Below are 13,427 nucleotides of genomic sequence, written 5' to 3'. Positions count from 1 at the left end.
CATGGCGAAGTTGAAGGTCATGAATTCGACGATCGGGCGCAGGCCGCCCATCGCGGCACCCGTCCCGATACCGGCGAAACCGTATTCGGTGATAGGCGTGTCGATAACGCGCTTGGGCCCGACTTCGTCGAGCAGTCCCTGCGTGACCTTGTAGGCACCCTGGTATTCGGCGACTTCCTCGCCCATGACGAATACGCGGTCGTCGGCGCGCATTTCCTCGGCCATGGCGTCGCGCAGCGCTTCACGTACGCTGGTGGAGATGAAACCGGTGCCTTCGGGAACCTCGGGGTCCTTCACATCGGTCTTGCGCGCGGGCTTGGTGATTTCCGCTTCGCTCGTCGCGTCGCTATCCGGCCGTCCGACATCCTTGCCCTCGCCGGGAACGTCCTCGACCGTTCCACTGTCAGCAGGCGCCTCGATATCGGACGCATCCTCGCCTTCACCGGCGAGCATGGCGATCACGGTGCCGACCTTCACGCCCTCGGTGCCCTCCTCGATCAGGATCTTGCCAAGCGTGCCCTCGTCGACCGCTTCGAATTCCATGGTCGCTTTGTCGGTCTCGATCTCGGCGATGATGTCACCGGCCGAAATCTCGTCGCCCTCTTTCTTGAGCCATTTCGCCAGCGTGCCCTCTTCCATCGTGGGCGAGAGCGCGGGCATCAGAATCTTGGTTGCCATCTGTCTTTCCCCCCTCAGGCGTTCTGCGGCGCGACATCGGTATAGATGTCGGTGTAAAGTTCATCCGCGGAGGGCTCGGGGCTCTCCTTGGCGAAATCGGCGGCGCCGTTGACGATCGCCTTGATATCCTTGTCGACCTGCTTGAGCTCGTCCTCGGTCGCGTGCTTGCCGGTCAGCAGAAGCTGGCGGACCTGCTCGATCGCGTCACGCTCTTCGCGCATCTTCTGCACCTCTTCGCGGGTCCGGTATTTCGCCGGGTCCGACATCGAGTGGCCGCGATAGCGATAGGTCTTGATCTCGAGAATGTAGGGGCCCTTGCCCGAGCGGCAGTGCGCGACGGCCTTCTCGCCGGCCTGCTTCACCGCAAGCACGTCCATTCCGTCGACTTCCTCGCCCGCAATGCCATAGGCAAGGCCGCGCTCGTAGAAGTCGGGCGACTTGGTCGCGCGCTTCACGCTGGTGCCCATGGCATATTGGTTGTTCTCGATCACGAAGACGACCGGAAGATCCCAGAGCTGCGCCATGTTGTAGGTCTCAGCGACCTGACCCTGGTTCGCCGCGCCATCGCCGAAATAGGTGAAGGTGACGTTGTCGTTGCCCTTGTACTTATCCGCGAAGGCGAGGCCCGCGCCGATCGGCACCTGCGCTGCGACGATGCCGTGGCCGCCGTAGAAATGCTTCTCTTTCGAGAACATGTGCATCGAGCCGCCCTTGCCCTTCGAGTAGCCGCCATCGCGGCCCGTGAGCTCGGCCATCACGCCTTTCGGGTCCATCCCGCAGGCGAGCATGTGCCCGTGATCGCGATAGGAGGTGACACGCTTGTCGCCTTCCTTCGCCGCGGCCTCGAGGCCGACGACCACCGCTTCCTGCCCGATATAAAGGTGGCAGAAGCCGCCGATCAGACCCATGCCGTAAAGCTGACCCGCCTTCTCTTCGAAGCGCCGGATCAGCAGCATGTCATGGTAATATTGCTTGAGTTCCTCGGCCGAGACATTCGCGCCCGCTTTGGCGCCGCTCGCCGAGCCTTTCCGTGCTGCCATTGGTCAGACCTCCCTTGGCCGGAATAGTTTAGCGTTAAACCATTCCTTACAGCAATGCCGGGCCGAAGGCAATGACCCTGCGGTATCGCAGGGCAGGAATGGCACTCACGTTTCAACTAGGGCCGGTGAGGCGGTTTTCGAGCGATGTTTGTGCCGCGAAAATGGGCAGGCCTATAAGCCTCTCAGCGGATCACGATCTCGTCCGAGCGCATCGAGCCCAGCACTTCGCGCGCCCGGCTGTCGAGAAGGTCCAGATCGAGGTAATCGTCGGAGAGGCGATGGGTCAGGTTGGCCATCCGGTCGACCTTGGCGCGCAGGGCATCGCGCTCGGCGCGCTTGGCGTCGATTTCCGCTTCGATCTGCACGCGGCTGAGAATCCCGTAACGCCCCTGCACGGCGGCAAAGGCGAAATAGGCGCCCAGCACCACCGCCACGGTCACGAAAATCAGAGGCCCGATCGTGGGGCGTCTCATCACCATTGTCCTGCCTCGCTTCTTCGTTGGTCGCGTGCCTGTCCCCCAGACCCGCGCCACGGCCTCTGACGGGCCCTGTGTCTCGAATCATGTCACATGTGATTCGTCATTGGAATCCCCCGGATGATCAATTCTGCAAAGATTTCGCATGCCGTTGCGCTCTGGGTTGCGCACCGGGCTGCGCATTGGGCGGTCTGCCTCGCACGGGCAAGGCCCACATGTGCGCGGACTTGCCCCGGCGCGCGCATCTGGCTAGGCAGGTTTCGCAGCAGGAAAGGCGCGTATGTGAGCATCTCCGGGTTCATCAAGGCGGTCGGGTCGAAGAAGATGCGTCTCTTCGGTATCACCGCGCCGCCCGCAGCCGAAAGGCGCGAGGGGCTGGCCCTCGTCGCCATCGTGAAGAACGTGGGCGACTACATCCTCGAATGGCTGGAATTCCACACGGCGGCCGGGGCGCGCCACGTCTTTCTCTATGACAATGGATGCACTGACGACACGCTGGCCAAGATCGCCGCGTCGCCCTTCGCGGCGTCCGTCACCGTGACCCCCTGGCGTATGGCCGGCTACGACCCGGCCACGGAGCGCCGCATCTCGCAGCAGGTCGGGGCCTATGCCCATGCGGTCACCACCTTCGGCGCCGATTTCGAGCGCATGGCCTTCATCGATATCGACGAATTCCTCGTCCCCGATCCCGGGCTGAGCCTGATGGAGGCGATCACGCAGCATGGCGATCACTCGAACATCTCGCTGCCTTGGCACATGTTCGGCCATGCGGGCCACGAGACGCGCCCCGACAGCTGGGTGACGCGCGCCTTCACTGCCCGTGCGCCGGTTCCTTATGCCCGCGACAGCGATCTTCTGCGGTTCAAATGTATCGTCGACCCGTCCCGCGTCTCCGCTGTGGGCGTTCATAGTTTCGAGACCGTGGATATGGGCGACCGCACCGCCAACGCGGCGGGGCAGGTGGTGTCGAACCGCGCGCGCAAGCAGGAGAGTTTCTTCACTTCGAGTCCGCTGCAGCTGAACCACTACTACCTGCTCTCGAAAGCCGAGCTGGAGACCAAACTCGCCCGCGGCCCGATCAATTTCGGCGGCGCCGAAGGGTATCGCAAACGCGTTCTGCAGAAAGTCGCCGAGATCGAACGCGCGCCAGTCGAGGATCGCAAGGCGGTCGCGTATTTTGAGGCGCGCTTAGTCGAGCGGGGTGGGGCAGTCCGATGACATTCTCGGTCGCTTATGTCTTCGATACTGGTTTTGAGCGGTGTACGCTGGTTTCGCTCCATTCGCTGTTGACGCACGCGTCTTGTCCGCTGGAGATCGCTCTCTTCAGCGAGACACCGAGCGCCGAGTTTTCACGTCGGATCGCCGCCTTGGAAAAAGTTTTTCCGGGGAGCACGATGACGTTGCGGCCTTTGCCGGGGGCAGCTCGCGGTGCCGCGACGCGCGGGCATATCTCCGCGGCGACGATGGGGCGACTGTTTCTGCCAGAAGTGATGACGGGGCGTGTGCTCTATATCGATGGGGACACGTTAGTTCGCCACGATATTGCTCCGCTTGGGCAGGCCGATCTGGAGGGCCGACCGCTTGGCGCGTGTCGTGCGCCCCGGATGCATGGCGCATGGCTCACAACTCAAGAGCCGCACCGCGTGCTCTGGCCGCGGCCTTTTCGGCAGCGTGTAGCGGCTGCGCAAGCGATCCCCGGGCTTGATCCTGGTCAGTATGTTAATGCAGGCGTGCTACTCATGGATATGGAGAGCATTCAGGCCGAAGGTTTCGTGCAGCCGATGGCCGATTGGCGCCAAGCCGAGACCTATACTCAGCGCGATCAGGATCACCTCAATATTGTCTTCCGTGACCGCATCACATTTCTTGCGCCTGAATGGAACTCGATTTGGGGCAATATGAGGACCGCGAGGCGCCCATTCCGCGCCGCCGAGCGCGCAGCCTATGCAATCTCGCGCGACGACCCTGCTATTCTACATTATACTGGCAAGCGAAAGCCCTGGGGCGGCGATACTCGCGCCCGCAAGACCCGCGAACGGCGATGGGGCGCGGAATGGTGTGCCGCCGAGGCGCGGATGCTGTCGCAGCTGGATAGTATCTGACAGATAACACGACTGGAAAGGTAGGGGCCCAAGTGCGGCACGTTCATCTCCTCGACACTTCGATCAGTTCCGGTAACCGCGGCGACGATATCATCGTCGATTTTGCACGGCGGCACCTGATGAGCGCGGTTGGCGACAGTTTCCTATCGACTTCGTCCAGTCATGACGGGCTCGGTCGGTATAGCCGGAAGCTCGCTGCGCGCGCGGATGTAGCCTTCTTGCTCGGCTCGAACGCGCTAGCGGCTGATTACAGAGGGCGAAAGTTTCACTGGCGGGTGACATGGCGCGATATTCCGGCGCTGGCAGAAAAGGTAGTATTGCTTGGCGTTGGAGCACACAAGGATTTCGATCGTGTTAATCCGCGCCAAATTAGCTTTCTGCGCAAGGTTCTTTCGCCGCGCCACATCCATTCGGTGCGCGATGCGCAGGCGGGGCAGATTCTTGAGCGCTGCGGGCTCGAGTTCATCAATACCAGTTGCCCGACGCTTTGGGGCTACGCCACGGTACAGCCCGAGATGCGGCGTAATCCGAAGGTCGCCTGCTTCACCTTGACGGCGGGAAAGCCGCAGCCCTCTGATCGCTACCTAATCCAGACCCTGAGCGAGTGCTATGAGCGAGTACTATTCTGGCCCCAGCAAGAGCCCGACCTTGCATATATGGAGCAAATTCGAGGTGCTGCGCGGATTGAAGTCATCGCGGGCAACCTTGCCGCCTATGACGCAACTCTGGCTAGCGAGCGGCCCGACTATGTCGGCACGCGGCTGCACGGGGGAATCCGCGCGATGTCTTATGGTTGCCGGACGCTAGTGCTTTCGATTGATAACCGTGCAAGCGCGCTCGGCGCGGAGGCGGGCGTGCCGGTGCTCGCACGGACACGACTAGAGGCGGATTTGGTTGAACGCATTTCAAGCAATACGCCCGCTAGAATCACAGTTGACGCAGCGGGCGTCGCCCGTTTCCTTGAACAGTTCCGCGGCGCATGATCTGAAAAGAGGAGGCCGCGACCTCCTCTCAATAAAATCTTGGTGCGGCGATGCGGATTACCCCGCCACCGAGGCTGCGTGGATCGAGGTGATCGCCTCTTCCAGCATCGCGTTGAACTCCACGTCCGACTGTTGAGCCGAGAGGCCCTCCGTCAGCGCGCGCGAGAACGATGCGATCATGCCGGTGTTCTTCGCGAGCTTCTCGTTCGCCTCGTCGCGCGAATAGCCGCCCGAGAGCGCCACGACCTTCAGCACCTTCGGGTGATCAACCAGCGGCTTGTAGCGGTTCGGCTCGGTCGGCAGCGAGAGCTTCAGCATCACCTGCTTGCCCTCGGGCACCGTGTCGAGATGGCTGAGGATCTCGGCCAGCAGCATCTGCTCGGCCTCGTCCTTGTCGGAGATCGAGATCGTCACTTCCGGCTCGAGGATCGGCACGAGCCCGTGGCTCAGCACCTGCATGCCCAGCTCGAACTGCTGATCGACGATCGCCTTGATGCCGCCGACATTGGCCGCCGAGATCACCGACCGCTCCTTGGTGCCGAAGATGCCCGCCTTGACCGCGCGCGACAGCAGATCGTCGAGGTTCGGGATCGGCTTCATCAGCTGCACGCCGTTCTCTTCGGCCTCCAGCCCCTTGTCGATCTTCAGGAAGGGCACCACGCCGCGCTTTTCCCAGAGGTAAGTGGCGGTGGGCGTGCCATCGATCTCGCGATCCATCGTCTGTTCGAACAGGATCGCGCCGACCACTTTCTCGCCGGTGAAGGCGGGGGATTTGATGATCCGCGCACGCATCTGGTGGATCAGGTCGAACATTTCCTCTTCGCCGTTATAGGCGTCTTCCTCGATCCCGTAGAGCCGCAGCGCCTTGGGGGTGGAGCCGCCCGATTGGTCGAGGGCTGCGATGAAGCCGTTGCCCTCGCGCATCTGCTCGGTCTGCTTGGCGTTGGACATGGAAATTCCTCCTGCGGGATATGGTGTTGCCAGAAGGGATAGTTTCCGCGCCGAGGCGATGCAACGCTGGTGACGCTAACATCGCGAAATGGCGTGAATTTTGGCGTGACCTCGCCGCTGCGCGCCGTCCTGCGCCGCGAAAAGACGCGCAAATGAAAAGGGCCGGGGCGCTCTCGCAGCCCCGGCCCGATCAGTCTCTGCGCCCTGTCACAGGGCGCGAAGCTCAGCTTTGCTGGTCGAGCGCCGCGACGCCCGGCAGGACCTTGCCTTCCATCCACTCGAGGAAGGCGCCGCCCGCGGTCGAGATATAGGAGAAGTCCTTCGCCGCATCGGCCTTGTTGAGCGCCGCGACCGTATCGCCACCGCCTGCGACCGAGATCAGCTTCTCGTCGCGGGTCAGCTCGGCCGCTTTCGCCGCCGCCGCATTGGTCGCCGCATCGAAGGGCGCGATCTCGAACGCGCCGAGCGGGCCGTTCCAGATCAGCGTGCGCGAGTTCTCGAAGACCTTCGTGATTTCCTCAACGGATTTCGGACCGGCATCGAGGATCATCGCATCCGCCGGGCAGGCGTCATTGGCCACGGTCTCGTTCTCGGCGCCCGCCTTGAACTCGCGCGCCACGACCACGTCGACGGGCAGGTGGATCTTGCAGCCCGCATCCTTGGCCTTCTCCATGATCTCTTTCGCCGTGCCCGCCATGTCGCGCTCGGCCAGCGATTTGCCGACATCGATGCCCTGCGCAACAAGGAAAGTGTTCGCCATGCCGCCGCCGATGATCAGGTGATCGACCTTGGCCACCAGATTGCCCAGCAGGTCGAGCTTGGTCGAGACCTTCGCGCCGCCCACGACCGCCGTCACCGGACGCTCGGGGTCACCAAGGGCCGCCTCGAGCGCCTTCAGCTCGGCTTCCATCAGGCGACCGGCGGCTGCGGGCAGAATCTTCGCGATGCCTTCGGTCGAGGCATGGGCGCGGTGCGCAGCCGAGAAGGCGTCGTTGACATAGACCTCGCCAAGCGCGCCCATTTCGGCGGCCAGCATCGGATCGTTCTTCTCTTCGCCTGCGTGGAAGCGGGTGTTCTCCAGCAGAAGAACCTCGCCTTTCTGCAGCGCGCCCACGGCTTCCTTGGCGGGGCCGCCGACGCAGTCCTTGGCGAATTTCACCGGGAAGCCGAAGGCGTTCTCCAGCGCGGGAACCAGCGGCTCGAGGCTCATTTCGGGGACGACCTGACCTTTGGGGCGACCGAAATGCGCCAGCAGCACCGGTTTGCCGCCCTTCGACATGATGTCCTGCACGGTCGGCACGATCTTCTCGATGCGCGTCGCGTCGGTCACTTTTCCGTTCTCCACGGGCACGTTGATATCCACGCGCACCAGCACGACCTTGCCGTCCAGATCGACCTCGTCGAGGGTTTTCCAAGCCATGAAATCACTCTCCCTATCTGCGCAGGGGACCATCATGAATGTGGCCCGCTCCCGCGGCTTGCGTTCTTCATGCCTGCGGCGATGGGTCGCGTCAACACGGCTGACCGAACTGCGGCGCTTTGTCCTTGCCGCGCAAGGGCCTCGCTCCTATGGTCAGCCCAAATTTTCAACGGAGGACCCAATGGCCGATATCAAGGATCCCGAGAACACGATCATCATCGAGCTCAAGGACGGGCCGGTCGTGATCGAGCTTCTCAGCGACGTCGCCCCGAAACATGCCGAGCGCATGAAGCAACTCGCCCGCGACGGCGCCTATGACAACGTGGCCTTCCACCGCGTGATCGAGGGCTTCATGGCCCAGACCGGCGATGTCGCGAACGCGAATATGGAAAAGGACTACAATCCGGGCCGCGCGGGCACGGGCGGCTCGCAATATCCCGACCTTCCGGCGGAATTCTCGAAGCTGCCGCATGATCGCGGGACGCTGGGCGCTGCGCGCTCGCAGAACCCGAACTCGGCCAATTCGCAGTTCTTCATCAACTTCAAGGACAACCATTTCTTGAACGGTCAATACACGGTCTATGGCCGCGTAATCTCCGGGATGGAGAATGTCGACAAGATCGCGCGCGGCGAGCCGCCGCAGAACCCCGACCGGATGATCTCGGTGAAGGTGGCCGCCGATGCGTAATATCCTGCGCCGCACCGTTCTCGCCGCCGCCGCAAGCCTCGTGGTCGCAGCGCCTGCTGCCTTCGCACAAGACAGCTCGGGCGTGGCCGATACCGGCGGGCCGAAGCTCGTCCTGCAGATCGGCGGTCAGACCGAGGGCAAGGTCGTGATCGACCTGCTCACCGACAAGGCCCCGAAATCCGCCGAACGCCTGATGACGCTCGCCAAGGAAGGCAAATACGACGATGTCGTCTTCCACCGCGTGATCGACGGCTTCATGGCCCAGACCGGTGACGTCCAGTTCGGCAAGAAGGGTGGCGACACGTCGATGGCCGGTATGGGCGGCTCCGATCTGCCCGACCTGCCGGCGGAGTTTTCGAACATCTCCTTCCAGCGCGGCATCGTGGGCATGGCCCGCTCGGCCGATCCGAACTCGGCCAATTCGCAGTTCTTCATCATGTTCGCCCCCGCGCCCCATCTCGACGGGCAATATACCGTCGTGGGCCATGTCGTGAGCGGCATGGATGTGGTCGACAAGATCAAGAAGGGCGACGCCGCGCGCAACGGCGTGGTCGACGACCCCGATTACATCGTCAAGGCGACGGTGGAAGACAAGTAAACCGGGCAGGGGGGCTTCGGCCCCCTTTCTCTTGCGCAGGCTTCCACTTTCGGCTTGGCCCAAATATCCCGGGGGGCTTCGCGTCAGCGAAGCGGGGCAGCGCCCCTCCCAGCTTTCAGAGCCGCGCGATCCGCTCGGTCAGAAGCGTGTAGAACCCGTCCGCATCCAGATCGCCCATGAACATCGCATTCGGCGCCCGGTCGGTCACGCGCCACCAGTCGGCGACGGTCATGCCCATCGTCAGCTCCGACGTCGTCTCGATCTCGACATTGATATGCCGCCCCGTGAACAGGTCGGGCTTGAGCAGATAGGCGATCACGCAGGGATCGTGCAGCGGCGCGCCTTCGGAGCCGTATTTTGCCATGTCGAACCGCTCGAAGAAGTCGGTCCAGCTCGCGACCGCATGGCCGACGCGGGTGCCGAGATTGCGGAACGCCTCGACGCGGGCGCGGGTGGTGAGCGCCTTATGCGTCACGTCGAGCGGCATCACCACCAGCGGCACGCCGGATTTGAACACGATCTCGGCGGCCTGCGGGTCGACATGGATGTTGAATTCGGCGGCGGGCGTGGTGTTGCCCACCTCGAAATAGGCGCCGCCCATTAGCACGATCTCTGCGATCTTCTCGGCGATGTCGGGGGCGCGTTGGAGCGCGGTCGCGATATTGGTCAGCGGGCCCAGTGGGCAGAGCGTCACGCTGCCGGCGGGATGGGCGCGCAGCGTCTCGATCAGGAAGTCGACCGCGTGCTGGTCCTGGAGCGGCATCTGAGGCTCGGGCAGTTCGATCCCGTCGAGCCCGGTCTTGCCATGGACATATTCCGCCGTGACCAGGTCGCGCGCGAGCGGCCGGTCGCAGCCCGCATAGACCGGCACATCCGTCCGCCCGGCCAGTTCGCAGACCACGCGCGCGTTCTTGGACGTCAGCGGCAGCGGCACGTTCCCGGCGACACAGGTGATGCCCAGAACTTCGAGGTCGGGGCTGGCCAGCGCCAGCAGGATCGCCACCGCGTCATCCTGTCCGGGATCGGTATCGATGATGATCTTGCGCGCCATTTTCGCCTCCTTCGCGGGTCCGGCGCGACCTTGGCGTGGTGTCGCGGCGATGTCCAGATATGGGGAGGGGTGACCCTCGGGCACACCAAATCGACATTACCTATGCGTGTGTTCGCCCCGAACCTTTCCTGCGGACGGCCACATTTGGCCACAATCGGTCTCTAGACCACTACTTGCAGGGAAGGACACCCAGACATGAACCAGCATCACATCTTCATCGCAGCGCCCGCTTCGGGTGGAATGAGTGGCCAGATGGCACGCACGCTTGGCTGTGGGCAGGACGCTTTGGCCCGCGCAGGCTACGGTCCGGCGGTGATCGGGGCTGCGGCTGGCGGGCGTGTCCATCTCGATTCGCAACTGATCGGCGATGCGGCGGCGGGGCTCTATCACCTCTTCGCCCGGGCTCAGGAACGGGCCGAGCGGTTTCGCGAGGCGCTAAGCGGTTCGGTCGGACGCGTGGTGCTCTATGCGCCGAGCTATGAAGACTATTACCCGGCGCTCTGGCGTGATCTCGCCGCGCGCCGCCCGCTCAAGCCCTTCGCAGAGCTGACGCCGCGCCTGATGGCGCGTCCGCGCCGCTGGGTGAACGTGGTGCGCGATCTGAAAGCCGGTCTCAACCCGCGCGAAATCATCGTGCTGCCGCATGGCTCGAAGATCGGCGAGGCGATGGCCGCGCTGGTGCCGGGCGCGTCGCTCGATCCCGCGCCCGATGCCGAGACCGCGCATGCCGATACGGTGATCGCGATGATGCAGCGCCTGCACCATTCGGGCGTCGTGATCGGGCCGAAGCAAAAGCGCCGTCTGGCGCGGTTCCATCACCAGCAGCCGCAAGGCACGCCGATCGCCGAGTTCGATCCGCTCGACCGGGCCTCGCTGCAGCGCCGCTACGAGCAGGATCTCGAACAGATGGCCGCCATCGACGGTGTGCGCATCGGCCCCGACGAGGCGCTGCAGATCGCGGCCCAGTAAGCGCTGCGGTTACGCTCCAATTCCGGACAATGAAAAAAGCGGCGCCCGATGGACGCCGCTTTCTCTGTTTTAGGTCTGATCGCGATCAGCCGTCGAGATCGACCTCGTCGATCAGCTTCAGCGCGGTCGGGCGCAGCTCTGCCAGCGTCGCGAGATCGAGCGTGTCGGGCGTGAACTCGCCCCAGCTTTGCACCAGTTCGGACCGCGCAACGCCCGGCTTGATCGGGAATTCGTGGTTGGTCTGGGCGTAGATTTTCTGCGCCTCATCCGAGACGAGGAATTCCATCAGCTTGAGCGCATCCTCGCGGTTCGGCGCGGATTTGGTCATCGCCATGCCCGAGACGTTCATATGGGTGCCGCCGTCCTCGAAGACCGGGAAGGTGATGCGGACGGAATTGGCCCATTGCGCCTGCTCGGGATCGGCGAGCATCTGGCCCATGTAATAGGTGTTGCCCAGCGAGATGTCGCATTCGCCCGCCCAGATCGATTTCACCTGGCTGCGGTCGTTGCCTTCCGGCGTCTTGGCGAGGTTCGCCTTCAGCCCTTCAAGCCATTCCTTGGTCGCCTCTTCGCCGTGATGGGCGAGATAGGCCGAAGTGAGCGCGACATTGTAATCCGAGGTGAAGGAGCGGGTGCAGATGCGGCCCTTCCAGGTATCGGAGGCGAGGTCTTCATAGGTCGTCACCTCGCCATCGGCCACGCGCTCTTTCGAGGCATAGACGATGCGGGCGCGCGAGGTCAGGCCGAACCAGTGGTTCTGCGGATCGCGGAATTCGGCCGGGATCGCGTCTTGCAGCGCCGGGTCCTCGACCGCCTGCGTCACGTCCGCATTCACCACTTCGCTCAGCCGCGCGATGTCGACGGTCAGCACCAGATCGGCGGGGGAGCGGTCGCCCTCTGCTTTGAGGCGCTCGACCATGCCTTTCTCGACATAGGCGATGTTCACCGCGATCCCGGTCTCTTCGGTGAAAGCGTCGAGCACGGGCTGGATCAGTTCGGGCTGACGGTGGGAGTAGATGTTCACATCCGCAAGCGTCGGCGTGGCGAGGGCCGTGCCCATCAGGGCGAGGGCGAGGGTCCGGGTCATTGAAGTCTCCATTCGCGTTTTCGTGAGCGAAGAGGTAGCTGGCGTTCACGAACGCGTCAATGCCTGAGTGAAACAATCGGAAATAAATTGCCGCCCGCTTCCTGCCCGCTTTTTGGGCGTTCGATTTCCCGACAGGCAGGGGCAGGGCGCATTTTTCGAAATTGCGGCTTTTACCGAAGCCCTTGCTCCGTCATCGTGATCTGGCGAAGACCTATTGCGGGAGCGAGACTTATGGCGATCCATGCCAGCATTTATCACCTGACCCATTACACCTATGACCGCCCGGTGACGCTCGGCCCGCAGATCATTCGCCTGCGGCCTGCGCCGCATTCGCGCACCCGCGTGATCTCGCATTCGCTCAAGGTCTCGCCCGGCGGGCATTTCGTGAATCACCAGCAGGACCCCTATGGCAACTGGCTCGCGCGCTTCGTCTTCCCCGAGCCGGTGACCGAGCTGAAGATCGAGGTGGACCTGACGGCGGACATGACCGTCTACAACCCGTTCGACTTCTTCACCGAGGAATTCGCCGAGGAATGGCCCTTCGACTATCCCGAGGAGCTGCGTGACGACCTGTCGATCTACCGCACGCCAGAGCCGGAAGGCCCGCTGCTGGCGCAGTTCATCGGCGAGATCGACTACACGATCAAAGGGACGGTCAATTTCCTGGTCGCGCTGAATGCGCATATCTCGAAGGTGGTGGATTACACGATCCGCATGGACCCCGGCGTGCAGACGCCCGAGGAGACCTTGCAGAAACGCTCGGGCTCGTGCCGGGACAGCTCGTGGCTCTTGGTGCAGGTGCTGCGGCATCTCGGCTTCGCGGCGCGGTTCGTGTCGGGCTATCTGATCCAGTTGAAGCCCGATCTGGAGGCGCTCGACGGGCCATCGGGCACCGATCACGACTTCACCGACCTGCACGCGTGGTGCGAGGTCTTCATCCCCGGCGCGGGCTGGATCGGTCTGGACCCGACATCCGGATTGCTGACCGGCGAGAGCCATATCCCACTGGCGGCCACACCCCATTTCCGCAATGCCGCGCCGATCTCGGGGGGCTTCTCCTCGGTCGGCAGCCCGGAGGTGAGTTTCGCTTTCGACATGACGGTGGACCGGGTGGCCGAACATCCGCGCATCACCAAGCCGTTTTCCGACGAGGCCTGGGACCGGCTCAATGCGCTGGGGCGCAAGGTGGATGAGAGCCTGAAGGCGGGCGATGTGCGCCTGACCATGGGGGGCGAGCCGACCTTCGTTGCCATCGACGACATGGAGAGCCCCCAGTGGAACACCGAAGCGCTGGGCGAGCACAAGCGTGAGCGCGCCGAGGCGCTGCTGACCCGACTGCAGGAAGCCTACGCGGCAGGCAGCGTCATTCAGCAGCAACAGGGCA

The 13,427-nt window shown here is 63.4% G+C and carries 14 protein-coding genes; 7 read left to right on the top strand and 7 right to left on the bottom strand.

Features of this window, described 5'->3' with window-relative positions:
• The 3 genes from B3D39_RS18770 to B3D39_RS18760 all read right to left on the bottom strand — a co-directional run.
• Positions 1-678 (bottom strand): biotin/lipoyl-containing protein (locus B3D39_RS18770; protein WP_286789952.1); only part of this gene is annotated, 678 nt, incomplete at its 3' end.
• A gap of 14 nt (positions 679-692) precedes the next feature.
• Entirely contained in the window at positions 693-1,718 is a 1,026-nt protein-coding gene (pdhA, locus tag B3D39_RS18765; RefSeq protein WP_274963026.1) for a pyruvate dehydrogenase (acetyl-transferring) E1 component subunit alpha, read from the bottom strand.
• A gap of 182 nt (positions 1,719-1,900) precedes the next feature.
• A complete protein-coding gene (locus tag B3D39_RS18760) occupies positions 1,901-2,197 on the bottom strand; it encodes an FtsB family cell division protein (RefSeq protein WP_274963027.1) in 297 nt (98 codons plus the stop codon).
• A 279-nt stretch (positions 2,198-2,476) separates the two neighbouring features.
• On the opposite strand from B3D39_RS18760, the gene B3D39_RS18755 reads away from it, so the two are divergent.
• Genes B3D39_RS18755 through B3D39_RS18745 form a run of 3 tightly spaced genes read left to right on the top strand, consistent with a single transcriptional unit; the run spans position 2,477 to position 5,279 of the window.
• A complete protein-coding gene (locus tag B3D39_RS18755) occupies positions 2,477-3,412 on the top strand; it encodes a glycosyltransferase family 92 protein (protein ID WP_274963028.1) in 936 nt (311 codons plus the stop codon).
• Positions 3,409-4,296: a glycosyltransferase family 8 protein gene (locus tag B3D39_RS18750; protein WP_274963029.1), complete on the top strand. Its 888-nt coding sequence runs from the start codon at positions 3,409-3,411 to the stop codon at positions 4,294-4,296. The genes B3D39_RS18755 and B3D39_RS18750 overlap by 4 nt, the downstream gene beginning before the upstream one ends.
• A gap of 32 nt (positions 4,297-4,328) precedes the next feature.
• The gene (locus B3D39_RS18745) at positions 4,329-5,279 is read left to right on the top strand and encodes a polysaccharide pyruvyl transferase family protein (protein WP_274963030.1); all 951 of its coding nucleotides are present in this window, start codon (positions 4,329-4,331) and stop codon (positions 5,277-5,279) included.
• 57 nt (positions 5,280-5,336) lie between these two features.
• Here B3D39_RS18745 and B3D39_RS18740 read toward each other — a convergent pair whose 3' ends face one another.
• Entirely contained in the window at positions 5,337-6,230 is an 894-nt protein-coding gene (locus tag B3D39_RS18740) for a fructose bisphosphate aldolase (protein WP_286789951.1), read from the bottom strand.
• 223 nt (positions 6,231-6,453) lie between these two features.
• The gene (locus B3D39_RS18735) at positions 6,454-7,650 is read right to left on the bottom strand and encodes a phosphoglycerate kinase (RefSeq protein WP_274963234.1); all 1,197 of its coding nucleotides are present in this window, start codon (positions 7,648-7,650) and stop codon (positions 6,454-6,456) included.
• 181 nt (positions 7,651-7,831) lie between these two features.
• Here B3D39_RS18735 and B3D39_RS18730 point away from each other — a divergent pair, with 181 nt between their 5' ends.
• Together B3D39_RS18730 and B3D39_RS18725 are read left to right on the top strand one after the other, a co-directional pair.
• Positions 7,832-8,338 (top strand): peptidylprolyl isomerase, encoded by a 507-nt coding sequence (locus B3D39_RS18730; protein WP_078540619.1) that lies wholly within the window; start codon positions 7,832-7,834, stop codon positions 8,336-8,338.
• On the top strand, positions 8,331-8,936 hold the full coding sequence (locus tag B3D39_RS18725) for a peptidylprolyl isomerase (RefSeq protein WP_078540620.1): 606 nt from the start codon (positions 8,331-8,333) through the stop codon (positions 8,934-8,936). The genes B3D39_RS18730 and B3D39_RS18725 overlap by 8 nt, the downstream gene beginning before the upstream one ends.
• Before the next feature lie 115 nt (positions 8,937-9,051).
• Here B3D39_RS18725 and B3D39_RS18720 read toward each other — a convergent pair whose 3' ends face one another.
• On the bottom strand, positions 9,052-9,987 hold the full coding sequence (locus tag B3D39_RS18720) for a nucleoside hydrolase (RefSeq protein ID WP_274963233.1): 936 nt from the start codon (positions 9,985-9,987) through the stop codon (positions 9,052-9,054).
• 195 nt (positions 9,988-10,182) lie between these two features.
• Here B3D39_RS18720 and B3D39_RS18715 point away from each other — a divergent pair, with 195 nt between their 5' ends.
• Positions 10,183-10,956: a hypothetical protein gene (locus B3D39_RS18715; RefSeq protein WP_078540622.1), complete on the top strand. Its 774-nt coding sequence runs from the start codon at positions 10,183-10,185 to the stop codon at positions 10,954-10,956.
• An 85-nt stretch (positions 10,957-11,041) separates the two neighbouring features.
• Here the strand turns inward: B3D39_RS18715 and B3D39_RS18710 are convergent, their stop codons facing one another.
• Positions 11,042-12,043, bottom strand: coding sequence for a Fe(3+) ABC transporter substrate-binding protein (locus tag B3D39_RS18710; RefSeq protein WP_274963232.1), 1,002 nt, complete (start codon positions 12,041-12,043; stop codon positions 11,042-11,044).
• 231 nt (positions 12,044-12,274) lie between these two features.
• On the opposite strand from B3D39_RS18710, the gene B3D39_RS18705 reads away from it, so the two are divergent.
• Positions 12,275-13,427 (top strand): transglutaminase family protein (locus B3D39_RS18705; RefSeq protein WP_286789950.1); only part of this gene is annotated, 1,153 nt, incomplete at its 3' end.

The sequence above is a fragment of the Thioclava sp. UBA3469 genome (assembly GCF_002378135.1).
GTDB lineage: Bacteria > Pseudomonadota > Alphaproteobacteria > Rhodobacterales > Rhodobacteraceae > Thioclava > Thioclava sediminum.
Note: the sequence above shows the minus strand (reverse complement) of the source record. Positions and strands in the feature narration are given on the sequence as shown.